This window comes from Streptomyces sp. NPDC002958, assembly GCF_055563255.1.
The window spans coordinates 114073-136061 of sequence record NZ_JBVHDS010000011.1; the positions used below are offsets into that span (position 1 = coordinate 114073).

20 protein-coding genes and 4 pseudogenes are annotated in these 21989 nt (G+C 69.3%); 11 read left to right on the forward strand and 13 right to left on the reverse strand.

Features of this window, described 5'->3' with window-relative positions; translation table 11 throughout:
• Positions 1–19: 19 nt before the first annotated feature.
• From ACZ3IC_RS20875 to ACZ3IC_RS20890, 4 genes and pseudogenes are all read right to left on the reverse strand, one after another.
• On the reverse strand, positions 20–2191 hold the full coding sequence (locus ACZ3IC_RS20875; RefSeq protein ID WP_467418069.1) for a 3-hydroxyacyl-CoA dehydrogenase NAD-binding domain-containing protein: 2172 nt from the start codon (positions 2189–2191) through the stop codon (positions 20–22).
• A 234-nt stretch (positions 2192–2425) separates the two neighbouring features.
• Positions 2426–3640, reverse strand: coding sequence for an acetyl-CoA C-acetyltransferase (locus ACZ3IC_RS20880; RefSeq protein WP_467418071.1), 1215 nt, complete (start codon positions 3638–3640; stop codon positions 2426–2428).
• A gap of 36 nt (positions 3641–3676) precedes the next feature.
• Positions 3677–3832 (reverse strand): annotated as a pseudogene (locus ACZ3IC_RS20885) (acyl-CoA dehydrogenase family protein); the annotation flags it as partial.
• A gap of 38 nt (positions 3833–3870) precedes the next feature.
• Positions 3871–5013 carry a CaiB/BaiF CoA transferase family protein gene (locus ACZ3IC_RS20890; RefSeq protein WP_467418072.1) on the reverse strand — a complete coding sequence of 381 codons (1143 nt, stop codon included), beginning with the start codon at positions 5011–5013 and terminating at the stop codon, positions 3871–3873.
• Positions 5014–5218: 205 nt separating this feature from the next.
• On the opposite strand from ACZ3IC_RS20890, the gene ACZ3IC_RS20895 reads away from it, so the two are divergent.
• Both ACZ3IC_RS20895 and ACZ3IC_RS20900 read left to right on the forward strand, forming a co-directional pair.
• The gene (locus ACZ3IC_RS20895) at positions 5219–6409 is read left to right on the forward strand and encodes a saccharopine dehydrogenase family protein (protein ID WP_467418074.1); all 1191 of its coding nucleotides are present in this window, start codon (positions 5219–5221) and stop codon (positions 6407–6409) included.
• 63 nt (positions 6410–6472) lie between these two features.
• Positions 6473–6568, forward strand: a pseudogene (locus ACZ3IC_RS20900) (peptidoglycan-binding domain-containing protein); the annotation flags it as partial.
• 30 nt (positions 6569–6598) lie between these two features.
• On the opposite strand, the gene mmpA reads toward ACZ3IC_RS20900, so the two are convergent.
• Both mmpA and ACZ3IC_RS20910 read right to left on the reverse strand, forming a co-directional pair.
• A complete protein-coding gene (mmpA, locus tag ACZ3IC_RS20905) occupies positions 6599–6742 on the reverse strand; it encodes a morphogenic membrane protein MmpA (protein WP_467418075.1) in 144 nt (47 codons plus the stop codon).
• Positions 6743–6791: 49 nt separating this feature from the next.
• Entirely contained in the window at positions 6792–7469 is a 678-nt protein-coding gene (locus ACZ3IC_RS20910; protein WP_467418076.1) for an endonuclease V, read from the reverse strand.
• A gap of 227 nt (positions 7470–7696) precedes the next feature.
• Between ACZ3IC_RS20910 and ACZ3IC_RS20915 the strand changes: the two genes are divergently transcribed.
• Positions 7697–8779 (forward strand): hypothetical protein, encoded by a 1083-nt coding sequence (locus ACZ3IC_RS20915; RefSeq protein WP_467418077.1) that lies wholly within the window; start codon positions 7697–7699, stop codon positions 8777–8779.
• 199 nt (positions 8780–8978) lie between these two features.
• On the opposite strand, the gene ACZ3IC_RS20920 is transcribed toward ACZ3IC_RS20915, so the two are convergent.
• Entirely contained in the window at positions 8979–9209 is a 231-nt protein-coding gene (locus ACZ3IC_RS20920; RefSeq protein WP_467418078.1) for a hypothetical protein, read from the reverse strand.
• A gap of 192 nt (positions 9210–9401) precedes the next feature.
• Here ACZ3IC_RS20920 and ACZ3IC_RS20925 point away from each other — a divergent pair, with 192 nt between their 5' ends.
• Positions 9402–9620, forward strand: coding sequence for an alpha-ketoglutarate-dependent dioxygenase AlkB (locus ACZ3IC_RS20925; protein WP_467418166.1), 219 nt, complete (start codon positions 9402–9404; stop codon positions 9618–9620).
• A 341-nt stretch (positions 9621–9961) separates the two neighbouring features.
• Here ACZ3IC_RS20925 and ACZ3IC_RS20930 read toward each other — a convergent pair.
• Positions 9962–10477 (reverse strand): annotated as a pseudogene (locus ACZ3IC_RS20930) (TniQ family protein); the annotation flags it as partial.
• A gap of 642 nt (positions 10478–11119) precedes the next feature.
• On the opposite strand from ACZ3IC_RS20930, the gene ACZ3IC_RS20935 reads away from it, so the two are divergent.
• Together ACZ3IC_RS20935 and ACZ3IC_RS20940 are read left to right on the forward strand one after the other, a co-directional pair.
• Positions 11120–11467 (forward strand): DUF6193 family natural product biosynthesis protein, encoded by a 348-nt coding sequence (locus ACZ3IC_RS20935; protein WP_467418168.1) that lies wholly within the window; start codon positions 11120–11122, stop codon positions 11465–11467.
• Between the two features lie 38 nt (positions 11468–11505).
• Complete coding sequence (locus ACZ3IC_RS20940; RefSeq protein ID WP_467418079.1) at positions 11506–12483, forward strand: recombinase family protein; 978 nt, start codon at positions 11506–11508, stop codon at positions 12481–12483.
• Between the two features lie 645 nt (positions 12484–13128).
• On the opposite strand, the gene ACZ3IC_RS20945 is transcribed toward ACZ3IC_RS20940, so the two are convergent.
• From ACZ3IC_RS20945 to ACZ3IC_RS20965, 5 genes are all read right to left on the reverse strand, one after another.
• Positions 13129–13605, reverse strand: coding sequence for a hypothetical protein (locus tag ACZ3IC_RS20945; protein ID WP_467418081.1), 477 nt, complete (start codon positions 13603–13605; stop codon positions 13129–13131).
• 11 nt (positions 13606–13616) lie between these two features.
• The gene (locus ACZ3IC_RS20950) at positions 13617–14600 is read right to left on the reverse strand and encodes a hypothetical protein (RefSeq protein ID WP_467418082.1); all 984 of its coding nucleotides are present in this window, start codon (positions 14598–14600) and stop codon (positions 13617–13619) included.
• Positions 14597–14923 carry a helix-turn-helix domain-containing protein gene (locus ACZ3IC_RS20955; protein WP_467418084.1) on the reverse strand — a complete coding sequence of 109 codons (327 nt, stop codon included), beginning with the start codon at positions 14921–14923 and terminating at the stop codon, positions 14597–14599. The genes ACZ3IC_RS20950 and ACZ3IC_RS20955 overlap by 4 nt, the downstream gene beginning before the upstream one ends.
• Positions 14920–15249, reverse strand: coding sequence for a tyrosine-type recombinase/integrase (locus tag ACZ3IC_RS20960; RefSeq protein ID WP_467418085.1), 330 nt, complete (start codon positions 15247–15249; stop codon positions 14920–14922). The genes ACZ3IC_RS20955 and ACZ3IC_RS20960 overlap by 4 nt, the downstream gene beginning before the upstream one ends.
• 1382 nt (positions 15250–16631) lie before the next feature.
• Positions 16632–17303, reverse strand: a complete 672-nt coding sequence (locus ACZ3IC_RS20965; RefSeq protein WP_467418086.1) for a recombinase family protein — start codon at positions 17301–17303, stop codon at positions 16632–16634.
• 597 nt (positions 17304–17900) lie between these two features.
• On the opposite strand from ACZ3IC_RS20965, the gene ACZ3IC_RS20970 reads away from it, so the two are divergent.
• The 5 genes and pseudogenes from ACZ3IC_RS20970 to ACZ3IC_RS20990 all read left to right on the forward strand — a co-directional run bounded on the left by ACZ3IC_RS20970 (position 17901) and on the right by ACZ3IC_RS20990 (position 21772).
• Positions 17901–19034, forward strand: a complete 1134-nt coding sequence (locus tag ACZ3IC_RS20970) for an NAD(P)H-dependent glycerol-3-phosphate dehydrogenase (RefSeq protein ID WP_467418088.1) — start codon at positions 17901–17903, stop codon at positions 19032–19034.
• A complete protein-coding gene (locus tag ACZ3IC_RS20975) occupies positions 19031–19516 on the forward strand; it encodes a hypothetical protein (protein WP_467418089.1) in 486 nt (161 codons plus the stop codon). The genes ACZ3IC_RS20970 and ACZ3IC_RS20975 overlap by 4 nt, the downstream gene beginning before the upstream one ends.
• A 135-nt stretch (positions 19517–19651) precedes the next feature.
• Positions 19652–19922: pseudogene (locus ACZ3IC_RS20980) on the forward strand (Tn3 family transposase); the annotation flags it as partial.
• Between the two features lie 213 nt (positions 19923–20135).
• Complete coding sequence (locus ACZ3IC_RS20985; RefSeq protein WP_467418090.1) at positions 20136–20498, forward strand: YciI family protein; 363 nt, start codon at positions 20136–20138, stop codon at positions 20496–20498.
• Complete coding sequence (locus tag ACZ3IC_RS20990; RefSeq protein ID WP_467418092.1) at positions 20495–21772, forward strand: RNA polymerase sigma factor; 1278 nt, start codon at positions 20495–20497, stop codon at positions 21770–21772. The genes ACZ3IC_RS20985 and ACZ3IC_RS20990 overlap by 4 nt, the downstream gene beginning before the upstream one ends.
• The last annotated feature ends 217 nt before the right edge of the window (positions 21773–21989 follow it).

The following is a 21989-nucleotide window of genomic DNA, read 5'->3' on the forward strand; positions in this document are numbered from 1 at the left end:
CGGCCCGCAGGGGCCGGGGTCAGTCGTGGAAGGTCTCGCCCTTCTCGGCCTTCTCCACGAGCAGTGCGGGCGGCAGGAAGCGGTCGCCGTACCGCTCCGCGAGCTCCCGGGCGCGTGCCACGAAGCCGGGCAGGCCGCCCTCGTACCCGTTGATGTACTGGAGCACGCCGCCGGTCCACGGCGGGAAGCCGATGCCCATGATGGACCCGATGTTGGCGTCGGCGACGGAGACGAGGACGTTCTCCTCCAGGCAGCGGACGCTGTCCAGCGCCTCGGAGAACAGCATCCGCTCCTTCATGTCGATGAAGGGGATGTCGGTGTCCGGCTTGCTGAAGTGCTCCCGCAGGCCGGGCCAGAGACGGGTCCGCTTGCCGGCCTCGTCGTACTCGTAGAAGCCCGCGCCACCGCTGCGTCCCGGACGGCCGAACTCGTCGACCATCCGGTCGATGACCGCGTCCGCCGGGTGTCCGGCCCAGGTGCCACCGGCCTCCTCGACGGCCCGCTTGGTCTCGTTGCGGATTTTGCGGGGCAGGGTGAGGGTGAGTTCGTCCATCAGGGAGAGCACCTTGGCCGGGTAGCCGGACTGCGCCGCGGCCTGCTCGACCGACGCGGGCTCGACGCCCTCGCCGACCATGGCGACGCCCTCGTTGATGAACTGGCCGATGACGCGCGAGGTGAAGAAGCCTCGGGAGTCGTTGACGACGATCGGCGTCTTCTTGATCCGGCGGACCAGGTCGAAGGCTCGCGCGAGGGCCTCGTCGCCGGTCCGCTCACCCTTGATGATCTCGACCAGCGGCATCCTGTCCACGGGCGAGAAGAAGTGCAGCCCGATGAAGTCGGCGGGGCGCGAGACGCCTTCGGCGAGGACGGTGATGGGCAGGGTCGAGGTGTTGGAGCAGAGCAGGGCGTCCGGCTCGATGACGTCCTGGATCTCCTGGAACACCTTGTGCTTGAGCGCGGTGTCCTCGAAGACCGCCTCGATGACGGCGTCGCAGCCCGCCAGATCGGCCGGGTCGCCGGTCGGGGTGATGCGGGCCAGCAGCTCGTCGCGCTTGGCCTCGGTCGTACGGCCCCGGGAGAGCGCCTTGTCAAGGAGCTTCTCGCTGTACGCCTTGCCCTTGGCGGCGGCCTCCACGGAGACGTCCTTGAGGACGACGTCGAGGCCGGCGCGAGCGCAGGAGTACGCGATGCCCGCGCCCATCATCCCGGCGCCGAGGACGGCGACCTTGCGGACCTGGCGCTCCTCGATGCCCTTGGGTCGGCTGGCACCGGAGTTGACGGCCTGAAGGTCGAAAAAGAACGCCTGGATCATGTTCTTCGAGACCTGGCCGGTGACCAGCTCGGTGAAGTAGCGGGCCTCGATGGTCAGCGCGGTCTCGAAGTCGACCTGCGAGCCCTCGACGGCGGCGGCCAGGATGTTGCGGGGTGCGGGCATCGGGGCGCCCGCGATCTGCTTCTTCAGGTTGGCCGGGAAGGCGGGCAAATTGGCGGCGAACTTCGGGTGGGACGGGGTGCCGCCGGGAATCTTGTAACCCTTGACGTCCCAGGGCTGCTGGGACTCGGGGTTCGCGTCGATGAAGGCGCGGGCCTTGTCGAGCATCTCCTCCCGGGTGGCGGCGACCTCGTGGACCAGGCCGTTCTCCAGGGCGCGCTGCGGCGTGTACTGGGTGCCCTGGAGGAGGACCTTCAGCAGCGCGTCGGCGATACCCATGAGGCGTACGGTGCGGGTGACGCCGCCGCCCGCGGGAAGCAGGCCGAGGGTGACCTCGGGCAGACCGATCCGGGAGCCGGGCGCGTCGAGGGCGACGCGGTGGTGGGAGGCGAGCGCGATCTCGTAACCGCCGCCGAGCGCCGCGCCGTTGATGGCGGCGACGACGGGGATGCCGAGGGTCTCGATGCGACGCAGCGAGTTCTTGATGGCGGTGCCGGTGTCGAAGGCCTGCTGGGCGTTCTCGGGACCGACCTTGATCATGTCCTTGAGGTCACCGCCCGCGAAGAACGTCTTCTTGGCGGAGGTATAGATGATGCCGCGGATGGAGTCCTTCTCGGCCTCGGCGCGGTCGGCGATGGCCGCGATGGAGTCCTTGAAGGCCTGGTTCATCGTGTTGGCGGACTGGTCGGGGTCGTCGAGTACGAGGGTGACGACGCCGGTCTCGTCCTGTTCCCAGCGGATGGTCGTGCTCTCGGTCATTGCTTTTCTTCTCCGTAAGAGAGGGGCCGGCAGGGGTGGCGTGGGTGAAGGAGCGGGGTCGGGGTGCGTGGATCGCAAGGCGGAGGACCGATCCATGGCGAATGGGGCCTCCCCTGCTCGAGCGAAGCCGAGAGCTCGGGGAACATGGTGAGGGACGACAACGCCGCGAGGCGCGTGCCCGACCCCGCGACGCCACGCCACCCGCTGTCGGCCCCCCACGGTGGTCGGGGACGGTCAGAGGCGCTCGATGACGGTGGCGATGCCCATGCCGCCGCCGACGCAGAGGGTGGCGAGGCCGTACCGCTGGTCGCGCCGTTCCAGTTCGTCGATGAGCGTGCCGAGGATCATCGCGCCGGTGGCGCCGAGGGGGTGGCCCAGCGCGATGGCGCCGCCGTTGACGTTGATCTTGTCGAGGGAGAGCCCCATATCCCTGGCGAAGCGCAGCACGACACCGGCGAACGCCTCGTTGATCTCGACGAGGTCGATGTCGTCGATGGTCAGCCCGGCTTTGGTGAGGGCCTTGCGGGTGGCGGGCGCGGGGCCGGTCAGCATGATGGTGGGCTCGGAGCCGGAGACGGCGGCGGAGACGATCCGGGCGCGCGGCGTGAGTCCGTACCGCTCGCCGATCTCCTGGTTGCCGATCGCGACGAGCGCGGCGCCGTCGACAATGCCGGAGGAGTTGCCCGCGTGGTGGACGTGGTCGATCTTCTCGACCCAGTGGTACTTCTGCAGCGCCACCGCGTCGAAGCCGCCCATCTCACCGATCGCGGCGAAGGACGGCTTGAGCGCGGCGAGCGAGTCGGCGGTGGTGCCGGGGCGCATGTGCTCGTCGTGGTCGAGGACGACGAGGCCATTGCGGTCCTTGACGGGGACGACGGAGCGCGCGAACCGGCCGTCCTTCCACGCTTCGGCAGCGCGTTCCTGGGAGAGCGCGGCGAATTCGTCGACATCGCGACGGGAGAAGCCCTCGATGGTGGCAATGAGGTCGGCGCCGACGCCCTGCGGGGCGAAGCCGGTGGCGAAGTTGGTCATCGGGTCCATCGCCCAGGCGCCGCCGTCGGAGCCCATCGGGACGCGGGACATCGACTCGACGCCGCCCGCGAGGATGAGATCCTCCCAGCCGGAACGGACCTTGGCGGCGGCCAGGTTGACGGCTTCCAGGCCCGAGGCGCAGAAGCGGTTCTCCTGGACGCCCGCGACGGAGTCCGGAAGGCCGGCCGCGATGGCGGCGATCCGGGCGATGTCGGAGCCCTGGTCGCCGAGCGGGCTGACCACGCCGAGGACGATGTCGTCGATGGCCGCCGGGTCCAGGCCGGGGAAACGGCTGCGGATTTCCTGGATGAGGCCGACGACGAGGTCGATCGGCTTGGTGCCGTGCAGGGCGCCATTGGCCTTGCCGCGGCCGCGCGGGGTGCGGATCGCGTCGTAGACATATGCTTCGGTACTCAAGACAGCAGCCTTTCGAGGGTGGTTGTGCGTCAGGGGTCAGGAGAGCAGCGACCGGCCGATGATCTCCTTCGTCGTCTCGGTCGTGCCGCCGTAGATGGTCTGGATGCGGCCGTCGGTGAACGCCTTGGCAACCGGATATTCCGTCATGTGACCGTAGCCGCCGTGAAGTTGGTGACAGAGGTCGGCGACGCGCGAGTCACCCGCGTGGATCGGCGGCAGGGGGAGTTCCATCAGCCGGTGGTGTCCTTCCGGGTCCTCGTGATGCTGGGTACGTCCCAGTCGGCGGCGACGGACTCGGTGTCCGAGCCGGGCTGCGCGGGCCCGCTGCGTACGGAGACGGGAGTGGCGGAGAAGCGGGGCGCGGGGGCGGGCTGAGTGAGTCCGCCGTGCTCGACGAAGGTGGAGCGGGCGGCGATGTGCGGATGGCGGGGCGCCTCACGGAGCGAGAGGACGGGGGCGACGCAGGCGTCCGTGCCCTCGAACGCCTCGGTCCACTCCGCGCGCGTACGGGTCCTGAACCGGTCGGCGACGACTGTGCGCAGCTCCTCCCAACGGGCAACGTCCCCCCGGTCCGGGGCCTCGTCCTCGATACCGAGAAGCTTGCTGAACTCGTCGTAGAACCGCTGCTCCAGCGGGCCGACCGCCATGTACTGGCCGTCGGCGGTCTCGTACGAACCGTAGAACGGGCAGCCGCCGTCCAGGAGGTTGGAGCCGCGCCGGTCCTGCCAGCCGCCGGCCGCCAGCATTCCGTGGATCATCGTGGCGAGATGGGCGGCGCCGTCGACGATCGCCGCGTCCACCACCTGGCCCCGGCCGCCGGGGGTGCGGGCGTGCTGGAGGGCGGCGAGTACGCCGACTGCGAGATAGAGCGAGCCACCCGCGTAGTCGCCGACCAGGTTGGCCGGGACGGTGGGCGGCTCACCGGGCTTGCCGATCACGGAGAGGGTGCCGGTGAGGGCGATGTAGGCGATGTCGTGCCCGGCTCGTTCGGCGAGCGGTCCATCCTGACCCCAGCCGGTCATCCGTCCGTACACGAGCTGGGGATTACGGGCCAGCGCGGCGGCGGGGCCGACGCCGAGACGTTCGGCGACGCCCGGCCGGTAGCCCTCGATCAGGATGTCGGCGCGCTCGACCAGATCGAGCACCTTGGCGGCCCCGTCCTCGGCCTTGAGGTCGACGAGCACGGAGCGCTTGTTGCGGTTGGTGAGGTCGTACGCGGGGTCGACCCCGAGCCCCGGGCTGCCGGGCCGGTCGACCCTGACGACATCGGCGCCGAGGTCGGCCAGGAGCATCGCGGCGAACGGGCCGGGTCCGATGCCTGCCAGTTCGACCACGCGCACACCTGCCAGCGGGCCGTTTTCCGTCGTTGCCATCAAGCCCCCAGAGGTATGACACAACTGATGTAACAGCAATGATGCTAAGAACGCACCACGCTCCGCACAACCCCTTGGGCCGAGCAAGCGCTTAGTTCCTTCTCCGGGATCCTCCCCCACGATCGCCGCCCGGCCGTACACCGCCACGGCCCCCTCCGCTAACCTCTGCCTGCTACATCGGCGCCGGCCCCCTGCGGAGGCAGTTGTGAACAGGCAGAACGGGGCACAACGCCCCTATGACGTAGTCCTCTTCGGCGCCACCGGCTTCGTGGGCGCCCTCACCGCCGAATATCTCGCCGCCCACGCGCCAGCCGACTGCCGCTGGGCCGTGGCCGGACGCAATCGGGCCAAACTGGAGCAGCTGCGTGAACGCCTCACCGCGATCGACCCGCGCTGCGCAGATCTCCCGCTGCTGCACGCCGAGGCCGACGACGAGCACTCGCTGCGCGAACTCGCCGAATCCGCCCATGTGGTGGCCACGACGGTGGGCCCCTACGTCTGGTACGGCGAGCAGCTGGTCGCGGCCTGCGCCGAGGCCGGGACGGACTACACGGACCTCACCGGCGAGTCGGAGTTCGTGGACCGGATGTATCTGGAGCACGACGCGCGGGCCCGCGAGACCGGGGCGCGGATCGTGCACTCCTGCGGTTTCGACTCCGTACCGCACGACCTCGGGGTGTACTTCACCGTCCAGCAGTTGCCGCAGGACGTGCCGCTGACGATCGACGGGTTCGTCCGCAGCGACGCCGTCTTCTCCGGCGGTACGTTCGCCTCCGCGCTCACCGTGATGGGCCGCGGCACTCACATGCTGCGCGCCGCGCAGGAACGCCGGCTGCACGAACCCCGTCTGGTCGCCCGCCGCGCCCGCGCCCGGCTCGGCGCCCCTCACTTCAGTGCGGAGACCGGTACCTGGGCGCTGCCGCTGCCGACGCTGGACTCGCAGGTCGTCCAGCGTTCGGCGCGGGCGCTCGACCGGTACGGTCCGGACTTCCGCTACCGCCACTTCGCCTCGGTGAAGCATCTGCCCGTCGCGCTGGGCGGCACCGCCGCGATCGGCGCCCTCGTGGGTGCTGCGCAGGTTCCGGCGGCGCGGTCCTGGCTGATGGACCGGTACGAGCCGGGCGAGGGCCCGGACGCCGAGCGCAGGCGGCGCAGCTGGTTCACCGTGCGCTTCGTCGGCAAAGGCGGCGGGCACCGGGTCTTCACCGAAGTATCGGGCGGCGATCCCGGTTACGACGAAACGGCGAAGATGCTCGCCGAATCCGCGCTCTGCCTCGCCCTGGACGAGCTCCCGTCGACATCCGGGCAGGTCACCACGGCCATCGCGATGGGGGACGCACTGCTGGAGCGGCTGCGCGCGGCCGGGCTGCGCTTCCGGGTCGCGGCGGTTCGTTGAACGGACCGGCGCCCGGCTACTGAGCGGTCGGCATGCCGGTGTCCGGCTTCGGAGCGGAAGGAGTTCCAGGCGTCCCGGAATCTACCCGTGACGGGCGTCGGGGACGAGGACACCTGGCGTGCTCTGCTCAACGCCCAGGGCTCGGACCAGTACAAGTAGCCACCACGGCGGCGCGGCGCGCCCGCCGGGTCAGAATGCCCAGGCCACCAGCGTACAGATCATCGAGACGGCCCAGACCGCTCCCGCGGCTATACCGAGAGTCATCCCCACTGCGACCCGGCGCTGGGCGAGATAGACGGTTCCTGGTCGCATGGACGTTCGATGTTCGGTCATGCGTACCAGTTTGCCCGTCATGATCGGCGGGCGTTATCCGTACGGATACTCAGGCGGTCGCTTCCCGCAGGGCCTGACGGCAGAGCGCGTCGGCCCTGCGGGTGGTCTCCGGCTGACGGAAGTCGCGGGCCAGCAGAAGGGTGTGGGCGCAGGCGTTGTCCAGACCGGTCCGGTGTCCGACGGAGACGAAGACCGGCTTGATGCCGTCCTGGGTACGCAGCGCTCGACCCACCTCCTCCTCGCCGTCGAGCAGCGGCGACCAGTCACCCCGGCGGGGGCCAGGTTGCTCGTACGAGAAAGTGAACGGGTTCTTGGCGACGCCGATCACCGGGAGTCCGGTGAGCACCCCGAGGTGACTGGCGAGTCCGAAACGGCGCGGGTGCGCCAGGCCATATCCGTCACAGATCACGAGTCCGGGGTCGACCGACAGGGACTCCAGCACGGCCAGCACGGTCGGAATCTCCCGGAAGGCCAGAAATCCGGGGATGTACGGGAACGTGACCCGGCCGACGGCGGTTGCCTCGGCGACCACGTCGAGCGTGGACTCGTCGAGGACGACCGCCGCTGCCACGACGACATCGCTCTCGTCGTCGTAGGCGACATCGACCCCCGTGACCCGGCCGGTACCGGGCGGCGGGCCGGGTTCGTCGAGCACCATCCGGGGGCGCAGGGCGTCCTGAACGGCTCGGGCCTCGGCCTCGTCGGCGGGCATCGGGAGTGTTGTCATAGTGCCGTCAAGTCTAGACACCGGGCACGGCAGCCTGCTCGGCGGCGGCCTGCCGGAAGCACGGGGCCACGACCTGCCCGGTCCTGATTCGCCGGGCACCCCTGGCGTATGTCAGGTCTGGCTCTGTCCACGGGAACCGACAGCGGATGTTCACCGATTTCGACAGCACAGAGCGGCCAGAAGATTCGAGCGGTGCCGCCTGTCAGCCCTTGGCCTAAGGTGTGCCAGTGATCTTCAAGAGGAAGAAGCAGAAGGTTTCGGACCTCGGCGCCGTCATATCCGAGCTGGAGCAGGCCGTTGACGCACGCGACGGCGCCCGCACCGAACATGCCTTCACCGCCGCGCTGAAGGCTCTGCAGCAGGCGACAAACACCGAACGCGTCCTGGCGGGGCCCCGGTTGGCCGCACTGCTCCCCGCTTTCCCGCCCACCGGCCCGCGCCCGCTCCTGGCATCGGCGGCCGGCTTTTGCGTCGAGGGCGGCGCAGACCCGGCGGCCTGCGCGGAGCCGATCCTCGGCGGCGTCCACCGAGACCTGCTCGATGCCCTGGAGTTCGCCCGATGCTGGACCGCCGCCGGCGGAGCCGCGGACGAACTACCGGAGCCCGACGAGAAGATCATCGATAATGCGCTGCTGGCCCGCCTGGGCGGCGACGCGTACGATGCCACGCGGTTGGCGCTGGCTTGGTGCTCGGTCGAGGAATGGCAGCCGCCCGCGCTGGCCGTACTGTGCCGCAGCGCAGAGGTGCGCCGTCGGCACGCATCCACGCTCCTCCCCGCCTGCCGCGATCTGACAGCCCTGGAGCGGCATGACCTCAAGTGCCTGGCCTACGCGCTGGCGGTCCTGGACGACGAGCCCCTGGTGGTGCTGCACCGGCCCACCGGGAGCGGGTTCGAGGTACGCATCGGCGGCATCGGGGACAACTTCCAGTTGCACACGCTGCTCGCCCACGTACTCATCGGCGGCGGCCACGTGCCCGGTACCGCCCCTTCGGCTGAGAGCGTCCGCCTGGCCACGGACCCCGAGCCCGCCCGAGAACGCGCTGAGGCCGTCGCGACCGGGGCCTTCGAACTCCTCGCCCCGGACGGCGAACGGATCTGGAACGAGGGGCTGCCCGACGACATCCCCGTGGTGGAGGGGTACCGTCTGCTCGTGCTGGACGAACCGCTGTACCAACGCAGTTGGAACGCCGACCGGTTCTTCCCCTATCTCCCGGGTACGGCCGAGCTGACCCGCGTCCTGTCCGACGACGAGGCGCGAACCTGGTTCGCCCGCACCTCGTCCGGCAACGGGACCTCTCAGGCTTCCTGACTCAATGAACCGGCCGCCACTGCGAGGTGGCCACAGGTCGGAGCTCGGACCCGGTACCCCTGTCGAACACGGAGTGCGCCGGCGTGCTGTCGGAACTGCTGAACATCTGCTGTCGGTTCTCGTGGGCAGAGCCAGGCCCACCGCTTCCTGCGGCGGGCCACAGCCGTTCCCAGCACTGCACCACTCCTGGCAGGTGCGTCTACCGGGCGAGGAGGGCAGCGGTGACGAACCGGCTCGCCTCCTCGTACGACCAGGCGTCGTGCCCGGGGCTCTCCTGGGTCAGGGAATGCCGCAGGCATGCCGCGGCATCGTCCAGGGGCGGTCCGTCGTCCTCTGCGACAGCCGTAAGTGCCGACTGCGTGAGGTAGAGCGCCACGTCGGGGTTCGTCTCACGCGCCCATTTCACGGCGGAGACGACGTAGACGTACAAGTCACAAGCGGGGAGCCGTCCCGGATGCTTCCAGTAGAACCCCAGCAAGTTCCACTCTCGTAGACCTCGCCCGGGTGTCAGCTTCCGAAGTGACTTTTGCACGGATAACCGGAGTCGGCTGCACGCGCCGATGGCGGGCCGCCGACGGGCTTCCACCAGGATTCCTACGACGGTCTTGTCTCCGGCAGCTCGATCGCGGTTGTCTCCCTCGGCGCGACGCGCCGCCTGGCCTTCCGCAGCCTCGACCGGACCCACCGCGAGGAACTTGCCCTCGAGCATGGCTCGCTGCTGCTCATGACCGCCGTGACCCAGCGCGGCTGGACCCACGCCGTTCCCCGGGATCGCTCGGCCGGCTGCCGCGTCAGTCTCACCTTCCGCCACTTTGATCCGAAGGCTGCCCAGGCAAGCTGACGCCGGATCATCGATTCCAGCACGGCTATCCCTGGAGGTAGCGGTGCAGGGAGGTCTTCGGGGTGCCGGTCTTGGCGCTGATCTCGCCGTAGCTGGCGCCCTGGCCCTTGAGCAGGCGCGTACTCGATCTTGTCGGCGGGGTGGGCAACGGGGCGGCCGATGCGACGGCCAGCGGCTTCAGTAACGGCGCGGGCGTGGGCGGCGCGTTCGGCAGTGAAGGTGCGCTCCATCTCGGCGAACAGGGCCAGCAGCAGGAAGGCGATGCGGGGGCAGGCCCGGTGCAGCGGCCAGTATCCGAGCCACGGTCCCGGCCAGCGTTTCCAGCGATTGACCTGGTTGGTGCCGGCCTCCCCGGGAGACAGGAGCGCGGAGTTGTCCCGGACGTAGGCGTCGAACATCGGCTGCGTGTCCTGTATCGGCACCGTGAGCTTGTCGAACAGCCACGGCTCCCAGCCGACCAGCCTCATCGCCCGCAGCTGGGCGAGCTCGGTCCCGGTGCGTTCGGCCAGCGCGGTGAGCATTGCCCTCGGCGGGTCGTAGTCGAGGTCTGCCGGGACATCCAGGCCGGTCAGGCCGAGATTGTGGGTGAGCAGGTCCTTCACCGGCATCTCGTACAGGCGGGCCAGCCGGTCCAGCCAGGACGACAGCGACTCCAGAGGGCCGGGCTGCGGGTGCAGAGGCCAGCGCCGCGGTGGGCTCACGTCAGCTCGCGCTCGAACAGTCGGCGCCGCTCGGTCGGCCCGGCGTACGGCGCCAGCGGCGAGCGGCCCAATCACCTCGGCCTGCCGCACCGCGGCATCCCATAACTCGGCAGGCGAGGTCAGAACCCCGCACTCCGCCACTGGTCCATCGACCATCCGGAAGTCCCCCGTCGCGCACACGACTACGGCCAAGTCGACCGTAGTGCGGATGGCTTCGGACCATCTGGGAGTTCGCACTTCCCTGCACTCCGCGGCGAATCCCCAGTTCGTCCGTGCACACGACTACGGACATTCACAAACGGGTCGCCGATCCAATCGGATCCGATCCCGCCTTCCGCCTCCCCTTTTAGCCCCCTATGATGGCCGCCACGGCGCGCCACACGGGCATGAAGATCGGAACGTCATGAGTCGCGAACCAGACCCAGCCGCCCTCTACCCGGACGTAACCGCCCACGGCAGCCTCGCCGCAGCACTCCAAGCCGCAGCCACTGACCAAGGCCTGTCCCTTCCCCTGGCCGTCACCCCGTCCGATCCACTGCGTCATGCCACGATCACCAGTGTCGTCCCGCATCGCCGTTCGTCCCACATCGCGGCGTGGCATCACGAGCGAAATTGGACCATCTGGGGCTCGTCCAACGACAGGCTCGTGATCTGCGGCAACACTAAGGACATACGTGAACTTCCCCAAGTGATCCGCGGCTGGGCGGAGGGGCCAGCCTCGACGAGATCAGGCAGGCCGCGACCTTTGACCTCCTGACCGGACGTTTCGAGGTCCCCGACAACAACCCCGCTGACGTCATCGCCTCAGAGTGGCAGTGGCTGCTGAAGGACGCCGATCACGCCGACTGGCCGCAGTACCAGGCGCTCATCGAGTCCGCCCACGCCGAACCGGAGCTCCGCAGGCTCTACCCCTTCACGAGCCACTGGGCACTGAGCTTCTCCAACACGCCCGACTACCCGTTCTCCCCGTCCTTCGTCTCGATCGGCTCACCCCGGGGAACCGGCGACTACACCATCAGGGAGTGGTGGAATGGCCCCGCCCTGCACCACGTCACCACAACCGCCGAAGCGATCGTCATCGCCGTCGGCCGGATCCCTGCCGACCTGCTCCAGACGTCCTCTGGGAACCCTGTACAGGACTCCTGAGAGCGACATCGGCGACCCGGGAAGGGAAACGATCGGGCATGGCCGACCGCATCTACCTCCGGCATTCCACCGACAAGCAGACCGACGCCCGCCAACGGCATGCCCTGGCCGCACTGCTGGCCGCCGGCGCCCCCGTCTACGAGGACCCCGCCACCTCCACCCGCCAACTCTCCCTCGACCGTGCCGGCTTCACTCGGCTCCTGCACGAGGCCGCCGTCGGCGACACCATCCGCATCGCCGACGCCGCCCGCCTCTTCCGCTCCGTCGCCGACATCCTCGCCCTGCGGCCGGTGCTCATCCGCCGCGGCCTGCACCTGCGAGTCGAGTCCGGGCTGTTGTCCGGCATCGACCTCGCCTCCGACGACCCCGGTACCAAGATGATGGTCTCCGTCCTCGCCGCCGTGCTGGAGTTCCAGCGCGACATGATCAGCAAGAACACCTGCGAAGGCGTCGTCGCCGCCGAAGCCGCAGGCAAGACGCTCGGCCGCCCCGCCGCGCTCGACCCGGACCAGGCGGCGAAGGTGGTCGAGGCGTTCGGCGAAGGAGCCGCTGTCAAGGCGCTGGCCCGCCGCCACCAGGTCGACCCGAAGACGATCCGCCGGGTCCTCGATGCTGCCGGAGCCCGCGACCTGCCAGGGCAGCTCGACGTCCTCCCGGCCGGGGCCGACGAGCGACACCAGCAGCCCGCGCCGGACCCGGAGATCACCCTCGACCTGCCCGGCCTGCTCGCCGACCACCTGCTCACCGCAGGCGACGAGACCATCCGCCGCGCAGTCGCCGCCGGACGCACCATCCGCCGCGGCAAGGGCCACTCGGTCCGCCTCACCGCCCCACTCGAACTCCACCGCGCCGCCCTCCAACAGAGCGCGGCCCTGGCTGCCGATTCCGCCGGCCCCGCCGCACGCAAGGCACACCGGGTCTACGCCGCCCGCCTCACGGCCACGGGGACGACCCCCGGTCGAAACTCTTCCGGCGCGCTCAGCGTGGTCCGGGGCCGAAAACGGGCTTACCGCTAACCGCTGCCTGATTGATCCCCGATGCCGAGATAACGATCGGCTACAGCCTGCGGTTGCGCCAGGCGTGCCGGCGTCTTCGATCCGAAAGCCACTGGCGGGTTACTTGTCACCTGGTTCGCCGCTCGTTGACGGCACCCCAAACATGGGGTGTGAAACTGGCGACCTCGCGTAATCGGGAGTCTCGTATTCCTCAGCTGTTGAGTGCTTGAGTGCTCTTGGTGACCGTGAGTGGTCGCCAGTTTCACACCCCAGGTAGTCGTTCCTCGGCAACCGACGGATGCGAGCGAGACGCGCCCACAATCGGAGGAATGCCGAAAGCAAGGCACCGAACGGGGATCCAATTGGCTGGTTGCCCAACCGATTCGACCCGAGGATGTCCCCATGCGTCGTGCCCTTACAGCGGTTGCCTTGTGCGCCGGGACCGTTGCTCTCACGCTCGGAAGCGTGGGATTCGCCAACGCGGAAGCTTGGATCTTCCCGCAACAGTGCTTGGACGGGGGCGGGCAGGTTATGCAGATCGAGCCCGGGCTAGGCACCTGCGTCGGCGGGACGTACGACGGCACCGAGGTGCGAGAGCGAGCCTGAGCCCATTCGATTCCACTGTGATCGCATCGCCCCGCCGAACTGTTCGGCGGGGCGGCGTTACTACGCTCCTGGTGACCGTGAGTGGTCGCCAGGAGCGTAGTAACGCCAGGTTCCTCCTGCCTCGGCGGCGAGCTGGGCGGTGGTGTCGTCGTGGTAGCCGAGCATCCGGGCGACCACCGGAGCGGGGGCCTGGAGGACGAGGTGGCGAATCGCCGCGGTGCGTCCTCGCTGGGTCAAGAAGGCCAGGTGACCGAGTCGGAGTTCCAGGGTTTCCGAGGTCATGGGCTGTCCAGCCCGGCAGCCGGGGAAGAGCCATCGGGCGTCCGGATTGGCCGCGGTCATGGTGTTCGGCCGCTGCCCCAGGTAGTCCAGCAGCATTCCGGCGAAGGGGGTCGGAACGGGCGACGGGTCGCCGAGCCGGACCACGACCTCGCCGTGCTCGTGCAGGACGTCATCGATGCCGAGCCGGGCGATCCGGGTGAGCGGCTGTGCGTAGAGAAGGACGAGCACGGCCGCGACGCGGTCCTGGAGCGGCACGTCGTCGCGGTTTACGAGTTGTCGCAGCAGTGCGAGCCGCTGGTGCTGGGCGAGCGGGGCGGGATTGCTTGTGGAGCGGTGCGGGATGGCGACCTTCGGCATGTGCTTGGACCGCATCGCCCACCGCAGGAAGGCGTGGGTGAGGCGCCGGGCGGTGTAGCCGCCGGCGTACCAGGCATCGACATCGGCCTGCGCGCAGTCGGCGAGAGACCGTCCACGCTCGGCAAGGTGATCGAGGAAGGCGGTCGCGAGGCGGATCTCGTCGCGGGCTTGCTGGACCTGCTTGCCGGTGAGCGGGCCGCGGCCGGCCAGGTGTTCAGGCGGCGCTGGACGTGCCAGGCGGCGAAGAGCTCCAGCAATTTCCGGTGCTCGGCATCGTCGATGGCGGGCAGTTTCTCGGCGAGCCATCGCTGGAACAGCAGCAGCTGCCGGTCGGCCGGTGGCAGGATCCCGGCCTGGATGAGCAGATCACGCAGGTAGGCCACTGAACTCCAGGGGGTGAGCCGGCTCAGGCCCTCGTGGGTGAGCGGGACTTCGCCACGGGCCAGAGCCCGCAGGTTCCGCTGGACGTGGGGCTTGCTGGTCCAGGTCAGGGCGCCCTTCGGGCGGCGCGTCTGCCCCAGGGCGTCGAAGAGCGGGAGGAGTTCGGCCCGGACGGAGCCGGTGCCGTCGTCAAGGAGTTCGCCAAGGCGCTCGGCCAGCACGCATTGGCCGCAGACTCCGCGCCGGTAACGCCTGGCCTCTCGTCCACACCGTTCGCAGGTGCAGTCGCCGAGGCCACCGGCGCAGTCGGTGCAGAGCTTGCCGCCGTCCGGCGCGAGGCCGCACGTCAGCCGCTCAGTGCCGCAGCCGGTGCAGGTCCCGTAGGTCTCCAGCGCGTGGTCGTAGCAGCGCGGGCAGAGATAGCCCTCGGGCCAGTGCGCCGCCCCGAGACGCACGGCCCGGCGGCAGCGCGCGCAGAACAGGACCTCGGCGCGGACGCGGGTGCGGCTCATCCCTCGGGCCGGATGCGGGCGCGCTTGGGACGGACCGCCGACAGGTCGACGACCGCGTCGCCGGTGGCGACCTTGCGGATGGTGGCGTTCTCCGCCTTGGTGGCAATCAGGTCGGCCGGAGTGCACTCGAAGATGTCGCAGAGCGCGGCCAGCACCGGCAGCGACAGCCGCTCGGGGGTGCCGGTGATCAGGCGGTGGACCTGGGAGAGGGAGAGGTCGATGCCGCGCTCGGCGAGCGGTGGGGCGAGCTCGCTGGTGGTGAACATCCCTGCGGCGGCCATCCGCTCGCGCAGCCGCCACTGGTAGCTGACCTGGCGTTTCATTGGGCCCTCCTCGCGGGCTTGAGCGCGGCCTCGATGGTGGCGTCCAGGGCCCGCCGCAGGGTGCGGGTGCGGAAGTCGGAGGACACGCAGGTGTAGATGGAGGTGGTGAACGCGTGGTCGTGGCCGGCCTGCTCCTGGACGAACAGCGGGTCGTGGCCGTCGTCAATCAGGTGGGTGACGTACGACCTGCGCAGCGAGTGGAAGTCCAGGACCGGGTCCAGGCCGAGGTCGTCGCGGTAGGCGGCGAAGCGGGAGTCCAGCCGTTGCAGACCGACGCGCCGGCCGCGTTCGGACGGCCACAGGGCGGGCCCGTCGGTGTGTCGCATGGCGCACCTCGTTGATCCACTGGTCGAGGATCTCGGCCGACCAGTCCCACACGGTCAGCACGCTGCGGCGCTTCGGGGGCGAGCCCTTCTTCGCTTTGCCGTGGCGGACGTAGCAGACGCCGTACTCGCCGAACTCCGCCCCCTCGGGGTTGCGACCGAAGTCGGCCGTGTCGAGCATCCGCGTCTCGTTGCGCCGCAGCCCGTAGGCGTACGCGGAACAACATCGCGTCGCGGAAGGCGGGCAGCCACCCCTTGCGGCCGCGTCTGCGGACCCGGCTCACCTCGTCGTCGGCGTGGTCGAAGAACGCCTGCAATTCCTCCCGGGTGAAGGCCCGCTTCGGCGACTCGGCCTCGCACTCCTGCATGTGAACGGCGGTGTTCCACTCGTGACACACCTGGATCGGATGGTTGCCGAAGCGCCGCTCGCACTGGGCGGCCCAGCCATAGGCGGGGTCGCTGGCGTAGTCGCAGAACAGCCGCACCGCCTCCTGGTAGCCGCGCAGCGTCGAGCGGACACAGCCGTGGACCGCCCGCAGGTCGCCGAACCACTCGTCCGCCAGCTGCGAAGACCAGGCCCACGGAAAGGCGTCCGCGTGCGAGCGAACGCCCGCACCTTCCGCTCACGGCCGTTGATGGTCGACAGCGCCAAGTTCCGGGCCAGTTGCTGGTTGCGCCAGCCGTCCAGCATCGCCTCGAAGACCTGCTCCTCCGGCCGCAGCAGCGGCACCCCGTCGGCCAGGGGCAGCCGCACGGCTCCCGGCGCCATCCCGCCCTTACCCACCAACTCGTCACGCTCCGTAGATCGCATCCGGCGCGAGAATCTCGCATCAGATGCGAAGCCCGGAGGGGAACGGCAGGTCAGCCATCCAATCGAGTGAAGCGGGACGACACCGGCCCGGCCATCAGCTACCGTCTCAGCAGCCTCACGGCGGGCCCTCTATCTGCTGATCAGCGGCTTACCGATGTCCACCCGGACAACGCGGCACAAGATGGCGCCAGTTCGCATCAGATGCGATTCGCGCCGGTTCCCAGATACGCCAGAAACCCGCCACAGGATGATCTTGGAGGGCTCGCGCTGATTACTCAGCGCTGGGTGTCGGCCCTGTTCTCGTAACTAGCTACGTACGTACCCCGTACCACAGGTAGCAGGTAGCAGGTAGCCCTGCGTAGCGGTCTGACCTCAGCCTCGGCAGCCCTTCAGCACCCGCGTCGGGCACGAGCGAGTTGACACGGTTCCCGTACTCGCGGCGGGCCTTGCGCTGTGCCGGGACCGCCGAAGTTCCTGGGCTGCCGTCGAGGGGCTGGCAGAGGTCGAGGAGCCGGCGGTGGATCGCGGGCACAGCGGTGACGCGCAGGGTGTAGCCCCTGGCCGCGCCGTACGGTCACGCCCTGGTCGAGCGTGGCGCGCTCGACGGGCTCCAGCTCGGTGGAGCGGAGGAAGTCGGTGACCTTGCCCGGCATGTCGAGGGCGACCGGCAGCTCGGGGCCGTGGCGCCTGGGTCGGCGGGCGTGTACTCGGGCAGGAGGTCAGCGACGGCGGTACGGATGGCGCCGCGGCTGACGCTGTGCTCGCGGGCGAGGGCGGCAATGGAGCGACCCTCCAGGTATGTGGTGCGGACTCTCTCGGTCTCCGTGGCCTGGACGGCGGGGCGGCGTCCGCCCTTGTTGCCTTTGGCCTCGGCTGCCCGCAGCCCGTCGTAGGTCAGCTCCCGCTGGAGTTCGCCGGCGGCGGCGAGGGTCTGCACCTTGAACTTCACGGTGGACAGCAGTTCGCCGGTGCGCGGGTGGCGGGCGGTGAGGTCCATCGCGGAGAACGCGCCGTCGTGGATGCGCAGGGCGAGGCGCTCGCGGTGCATGACGTCGAGCACGTCGAGGATGTGCTGGGTGCCGCGCACCAGGCGGAACATCTCGGAGATGTGCACGGTGTCGCCCGGCCGCGCGTAGGTGAGGAGCTCGCCGAACTTCGGCCGTTCCAAGGGATGGAGGCGGCTGGAAGTGCCGCCCTCCTCTTCGAACGTGACCGGCTCCTCAACGAGGTTTTGACGGTCGGTCAACTGCTGGTCGGTCGACACCCGCTTCTAGACCAGGTTGGCCATGCCGCTCCCCATGTCGGTGGTCGCATTCGACCCTAGCTGTCAGCAAACCATGTCATCAATCAGCATCGGATCTGATTGGATTCGCGCCGCCGTGAACCCGTATCGCACGGGTTCATGGGACGTGCGCGGCACCTGTCGTCATTCGAAGTCTCAGAAGGGGGTCCGCCCTGCTTTTGAGTGAGAACGGGTTCTGAGCTTGAGATTTATCCTCGCCATTCGAACACGGCCCTCTGCCGTGTCGACTGGGCGTTTTCACCCGATTCGGCCCCGTCGTGGGCGCGTTGATCGCGCCTGAAAGCGCCGGTCAGACGTGTTCGAATCTGCTGGGTTAAATCTCAAGCTGAGAACCGATCGGGAGTCGGGCCCGGTTCGGCGGCGGGTTTTTGATCTTGCTCCGGGAAAGGGTCGTTTGTGAGAGTGACCGCGTGCGTGACTTCGGCCCCACTCGCGATCACAGAAGATCTCAGGGCCCTATCGGGTCTGGCTGCGCCGATAAGATGTTCGGACCTGCCGCCGCTCTGACAGCAGGCCTGCGTATCAGCGAGAGGACTCTCAGTGAGCCAGCACCGTCCCGCCCGTGCGGCGGTGTTCTCGGCCGGGTCCTGGGGAACCGCCCTCGCCAAGATCATGGCCGACGCGGGCACCGACGTAATCATGCACGCCCGGCGGAGTGAGATCGCCGACGCGATCACCACGGCGCACCGCAACCCCGGGTACTTCCCGGACATCGAACTGCCCCACACCATAACGGCCACCACCGACCCGACCGTCGCGCTGGGAGGCGCCGACTTCCTCGTGCTGTCCATTCCCGCGCAGTCCCTGCGGGCGAACCTCGCTGCGTGGGCTCCGCACATCGGTCCCGAGACATTGATCGTGTCGCTGATGAAGGGCATCGAGCGGAGCAGCGAGCTGCGGGCGAGCCAGGTCATCACCGAGGTGACCGGAGTGAGCGCGGACCGGGTCGCGGTACTGTCGGGCCCGAACCTCGCGCCCGAGATCATGGACGGCCAGCCCGCCGCCGCAACGATCGCCTGTCCCGACGAGGACGCCGCACGCCGCTTCCAGCGGGCTTGCCACACACCCTACTTCCGGCCCGAGGTGCGCTTCAACCTCAAGGGCGAAGCCGTCAAGGTCCGCTGTGACGCCGACCTGTCCGGCGTCGAATGGCTCGCCGAGAAGATCGGCCGCCGCCTCCACGCGGTAGCTGGCGGCTGGTGCGGACGGCACATCTCGCGGCCCTGCCCAAAGACCGCGGCCGACGGCTGCTACTTCTGCCAGGACTTCCGAAGCGATCGGCAGTTCCTGCCGATTCACCGCGACACCCTCGCCCGCACACGCGAGCTCCAGGCCGATGCCACGGCATCTGGCCGGTCCCGAGCCGCCGAGGTCAACGAGTGGTTGGCGGCTGCGGTCGAGCATGTCATCACGCGCATCACCGACCAGGAGCACGACAAGCTGTCCCCAGCACCGACCGACGCCGGGCAAGTCGCAACGGGGCGGAGAGGACTGCCGATGCGGGCTGACAACTCGGCGCACCTGGCCGAAGCCGCACAGCAGCGACATCTCGCCTGCATCGAGCGTGTCCACACCGTCCTGGACGCCCTGGAGCGCGACGTTCGCGCGCATCGACTCCGAGCAGCGAAACGAGGATGCGAAGCAGCAGCCCTGAGGACTACAACGAGGGAATGACTGTCTTCCTCTGTTCCAAGTGCGGCACCGCGATCACGCCGGAGCTGGCCGAACTTGCCGCCATCCCTGACGTCTCCGTCGGCGAGCGCGACCGGGACAAGGAGACACGACGGGCACCTTCCACCGTTCCGCGGGGCTGCTACGCGATCGATCCCGAGCCCTGGGGACCTCCCTACGTCGCGCAGGAGGATCAGAAGAACCCAAAGCCGGCTCAGCCGCGAGGACCTCGGATCTGCCGCGAAGAAGGCTTCGTCATTTCAGCGGGCAGCCGACAGACAGTGTTGGTGCACCCCGACGATGCCGCCGGCCTTCAGCCACTGCCCAACTGGGAGAACAGCACTGGGTGCTGCGGACCGAGCGGCGACGAGGGACTCAACCGAGCCTGCCCCTGCGGTGCTCCGGTCGCGACGCTCGCGGCCGACTGCTTCGGGCCCTACGAACTGCACCTCGACCCCGTCCGGACCTACGCGTTCTCCCAGTAAGATCGCGAAGCACACGATGCCGACGCGATCGACACGCCCGACGGAACGCGCCCACCAAACTTCTTCACGACTACTTTCCGTCGTGAACGTCGGCTCGCAGGCGGACCTGTCCCTGAGATGGACTAGTTCGGATAAGATCAGATCGGCGCGCTCGGCCTGGTCCTCAACGCCCTCGTGCTCTGGACGACCCGGTACATCGACGCCGCCGTCGACCAGCTCCAAGCCGAAGGCCACGAGATCCAGGACGAGGACATCGCCCCGGCTCTCTCCCCCCCTCAAGCACAAGAACCTGAACCTGCTCGGCCGCTACAGCTTCACCGCCAGCGTCCCAGCCGCCGGAGCCCTGCGCCCGCTGCGCGGCCCGGACGCGCCCGAGCTGGACGAGGACGACGACGGCCGCGACTGAGCCCGACTCTTCAGCAGGGCGCCGAATCAACGCCGGTGTGTAGCCGGGTTGTAGGTTGATCGCTTGCGTCGCTTCGGTGTTTGGGCTGGTCGATGGCGGTGCGAAAAAAGATTTCGAAGAAAGTTTTCGTCGGATGTCGAGGACCCGTTTCCCGCTCCGACTGAGGGGTGACAGCGCGCCAACGGGGCGTGCGAAATGGGGAGGACACCCGAGATGAAGTACGTCGCGATGATCTACGGCAACCAGGCCAAGTGGGACTCCTTCCCCGCCGAGGCGTGGCCGGAGGCGATCGCCAAGCAGGAGGCGTTCAACAAGAAGTACCGCGAGAGCGGTGAACTCCTCGGCGCCTACGGCCTGGCGGACGCGACCAACGCCCAGCTCGTGCGCCGCGAGGACGGCGTCCCGGCGGTCACCGACGGCCCGTACCTGGAGACCAAGGAGTACATCGCCAGCTTCTACATGCTCGACTGCGACAGCCTGGAGCGGGCGCAGGCGATCGCCGCGGACATGCCGTTCGCCGACGTGGAGCCGATTGAGCTGTGGCCCGTCCTGCACGAGTCCGCGGCGAACGTGTGACCGCCGCGCACCACGCCGCCCCGCACCATGCCGCCGAGGACCTGCTGCGCGAGCTGGCGCCGCAGGTCCTCGGCGCGCTGGTGCGCCGCTACGGCGTCTTCGACGCGTGCGAGGACGCGGTCCAGGAGGCCCTGCTGGCCGCCGCCCTGCAATGGCCCGAAACCGGCGTCCCAGACAACCCCCGGGGCTGGCTGGTCACCGTCGCCTCCCGCAAGCTGGTCGACCAGATCCGCAGCGACAGCGCCCGCCGGCGCCGTGAGGACACCCTCGCCCTGGCCACTCCGCAGGCCGAGCTGCTCGGCCACGCCGCCGACACCGTGCCCGACGCGGATCGGGACGACTCGCTGGCCCTGCTGTTCCTGTGCTGCCACCCCGCGCTGTCACCGGCCGGCCGGATCGCACTGACCCTGCGCGCGGTCGGCGGTCTGACCACCGTGCAGATCGCCGCGGCCTTCCTGGTGCCCGAGTCGACCATGGCCCAGCGCGTCAGCCGGGCCAAGCGGACCGTCAAGGAGTCCGGCACTCCCCTGGCCGTGCCGGAGGGAACCGACCTCACCGAGCGGCTGGCCGAGGTCCGGCATGTGCTCTACCTGATCTTCAACGAGGGGTACACCACCACCGGCGGGGCCGACGACACCGGCCTGACCACGCCGGAACTGTCCGCCGAGGCGATCCGGCTCACCTGGATGCTGCACCGCCAAGTGCCCGACGACACCGAGACCGCGGGCCTCCTCGCGCTGATGCTGCTCACCGACGCACGCCGCCCCGCCCGCACCGGCCCCTCCGGGGAACTGGTGCCGCTGGCGGAACAGGACCGCAGCCGGTGGGACCGCCGGGCCGTCGCCGAGGGAGTCGACCTGATCAGCCGGACCCTGCCGCGCGGCCGGGTCGGCCCGTACCAGCTGCAAGCGGCCATCGCGGCCGTGCACGACGAGGCCGAGGACACCGACGCCACCGACTGGCCCGAGATCCTCGCCCTGTACGAGATCCTGGAAGGGTTTGCACCCAACCCGGTGGTCTCCCTCAACCGCGCGGTCGCCGTCGCCATGGTCCACGGCCCGGCCGCGGGACTCGACCTGATCACGGCGCTGGAGGCCGACACCCGCATGGCCCGCCACCACCGGCTGCTCGCCACCCGCGCCCATCTCCTCGAACTCCTCGGCGAACACGAGGTCGCGGCGGCCTCCTACCGTGAAGCTGCCCGCCGCACCACCAGCACCCCCGAACGCCGCCACCTCAGCGCCCGCGCCCACCGCCTGGAGGCCCGCGCGTGACGCGCGGTGGCGGCGGAGGGGTAGGCGTATAGGCACAGGCGCTGCACCCGATTGAGGTAACCCGCCCCCTGTCGTCAAACGATCCTTATCTTGAGCCGAACCACTTGGCGGGGCGCTGACCTGGCCTGCTGCGATCAGGGCACTGTCCAGGAGGCTTTCCATCGTGTTGTCTGGCTCCTCGTGGGCGCGGATGGATCGTTGTCGAACAGCGACCAGG

What these genes read in the sequence shown, in the direction of transcription:
- ACZ3IC_RS20875 (WP_467418069.1), bottom strand. Translation starts at nt 2,191, where the DNA reads ATGACCGAGAGCACGACCATCCGCTGGGAACAGGACGAGACCGGCGTC.
- ACZ3IC_RS20890 (WP_467418072.1), bottom strand. Translation starts at nt 5,013, where the DNA reads ATGGCAACGACGGAAAACGGCCCGCTGGCAGGTGTGCGCGTGGTCGAA.
- ACZ3IC_RS20985 (WP_467418090.1), top strand. Translation starts at nt 20,136, where the DNA reads ATGAAGTACGTCGCGATGATCTACGGCAACCAGGCCAAGTGGGACTCC.
- ACZ3IC_RS20910 (WP_467418076.1), bottom strand. Translation starts at nt 7,469, where the DNA reads ATGACAACACTCCCGATGCCCGCCGACGAGGCCGAGGCCCGAGCCGTT.
- ACZ3IC_RS20960 (WP_467418085.1), bottom strand. Translation starts at nt 15,249, where the DNA reads ATGCGACACACCGACGGGCCCGCCCTGTGGCCGTCCGAACGCGGCCGG.
- ACZ3IC_RS20940 (WP_467418079.1), top strand. Translation starts at nt 11,506, where the DNA reads ATGGCCGACCGCATCTACCTCCGGCATTCCACCGACAAGCAGACCGAC.
- ACZ3IC_RS20955 (WP_467418084.1), bottom strand. Translation starts at nt 14,923, where the DNA reads ATGAAACGCCAGGTCAGCTACCAGTGGCGGCTGCGCGAGCGGATGGCC.
- ACZ3IC_RS20950 (WP_467418082.1), bottom strand. Translation starts at nt 14,600, where the DNA reads ATGAGCCGCACCCGCGTCCGCGCCGAGGTCCTGTTCTGCGCGCGCTGC.
- mmpA (WP_467418075.1), bottom strand. Translation starts at nt 6,742, where the DNA reads ATGACCGAACATCGAACGTCCATGCGACCAGGAACCGTCTATCTCGCC.
- ACZ3IC_RS20975 (WP_467418089.1), top strand. Translation starts at nt 19,031, where the DNA reads ATGACTGTCTTCCTCTGTTCCAAGTGCGGCACCGCGATCACGCCGGAG.